The organism is Protofrankia sp. Cr1, from assembly GCF_963555865.1.
GTDB lineage: Bacteria > Actinomycetota > Actinomycetes > Frankiales > Frankiaceae > Protofrankia.
Genome location: NZ_CAUVXO010000052.1, coordinates 1 through 1,853, shown reverse-complemented (window position 1 = coordinate 1,853; position 1,853 = coordinate 1). Strand labels below are relative to the sequence as shown.

General features: G+C 65.5%; 1 protein-coding gene. It reads right to left on the bottom strand.

Translation table 11 applies throughout. The features are described 5' to 3' along the window. Positions 1–526: 526 nt before the first annotated feature. Positions 527–1,399 (bottom strand): ADP-ribosylglycohydrolase family protein, encoded by an 873-nt coding sequence (locus U9980_RS07245; protein WP_322767226.1) that lies wholly within the window; start codon positions 1,397–1,399, stop codon positions 527–529. Positions 1,400–1,853: the final 454 nt, after the last annotated feature.

Sequence of the window (1,853 nt, the reverse complement as noted above, 5' to 3'; positions counted from 1 at the left end):
GCCCCGCCGCAGGCAGCGATCAGACTGCCATGATCAAATCGCAACGGTCAGATGATACCGCCAAGAGCGCCCGGCAATAGGGACGTGGATCAAGGAGCGGGGCTGGGGTGCGTAGATCGCAAGGCGGAGGAAGGAGGCACCCTGGTTGTGGGTGTCGACCGACGACAACGACGCGAGATGCGTGCCCCAACCCCGCGACGCCGCGTCCCTATTGCCGGTCGCTCGAAGGCGCAGCCACCGGATTTCGCACCCACACCGGCAGCCATGGCGGTCGATGGTCTCGCGCCGGGCGAACCGGATGTCATCCAACACTGACAGCCAAACCGCCATGGCGCAGAGTCTTCGCCGAAATTGTCGGCCACCAGCCGATCGAATGCCCAGAACCCATCACTCCTGTCACTGTACGGATCGACATCATCACCCGAGTCCAGTTAGATGGATCATAGGGCCGCGGGGAGATACGCCGGAGATGTTGAGTAGCGGCCGACGGCACGGCGAGGCGCCGCCCGGACGCCTCGAGCCGAGCCTATTTCTCTGAATCAACCCATGCAGGCAGGGGCTCGCATGCCGACCGCCAGGCGGCGGGAAGACCCTGCCGGCCGACACGAGCGGCCACGATTCCTCCGACGATGGCGCAGGTTGTGTCAACATCGCCACCGGCGCTTGCGGTGGTCCAGATAGCCTCCTCATAGTCGTCCAGATTGCGGGCCGCAGCCCACAGGGCGAACGGCACCGTGTCCAGTGCGCTGATATTGCGCCCGTTACCGAGCTGCTCAACCGCAACCGCAACCGACGGAATATCCACAAGGTCACAAGCCACCCCTATGCCGCCGTGCACCCGACCCGACGGAGTCAGCTGACCGACCGCGTCAAGAAAGGCGCGGGGCGTCAGCCGACCGGAGCCGGCGGCAAGAGCGGCCGCCACCGCGACCGCAACCGCTCCAGCCACAGCTTCGGGATGGGTGTGGGTGACCGCCGCCGACACCATCGCCTGCCTGGCTGCCTCCCCCGGATCCTCCGCGAACCATCCACCAAGAGGCGCCACCCGCATCGCAGCACCGTTGCCCCACGATCCCTGACCACCGAACAACCCACCGGCCAACTCACGCCACGCTCCACCCTCGCGGACCTGACGCAGCAGCCGGTTCATCGCCGTCCCGTATTTCCGAGCGGAGTCGTAGCGCTCAGCGAAGCTAGCCGCCAAGGCATCCTGATCGATACTCCGGAACCGGCATAGCACCGCATAGATCGAGCACGCCATCTCCGTGTCGTCAGTCCACGACCAGGGACCCGGCGGCACCCGCCGCTCATACAGCGCGTGGTAGTTGTGGCGATAAAAAAACTGGGAACCCAACGCATCCCCGAGCCCCAAACCATGCAGAGAGTCCAGCGCGCACATACGGGGATCCACCGCCATGGTCGCCCGACGCCCCTCCCAATCAAGATCACCATAGCTGCATCAACACGCGAGCCTCGGCTTCGAGATCGCCGGCTTCAAGCGCCGTTGCCAGCACGCACCGCAGCATTTTATTACCTGCTAAGAGCGCCCGGCAATAGGGGTGTGGATCAAGGAGCGGGGATGGGGCACGTAGACCGCGAGGCGGAGGAGGGAGGCACCGGAGGTGTTGGGTGTCGACCGACGACAACGCGGCGAGGTCCGTGCCCCAGCCCCGCGACGCCGCGCCCCCTATTGCCGGTCGGATCCGGCGGCTGGATTTTTACTAGTCTTTTCAACATCGCCTGGCAAGGTCGTCGCGGAGCAAAGCGAATCCTGGCTGCGAAACCGCAGCAACCGGATCCCGCAGCCACGCCGGCAGCCGTTGCGGTCGACAGCCTCGCGCCGGGCGAAGTAG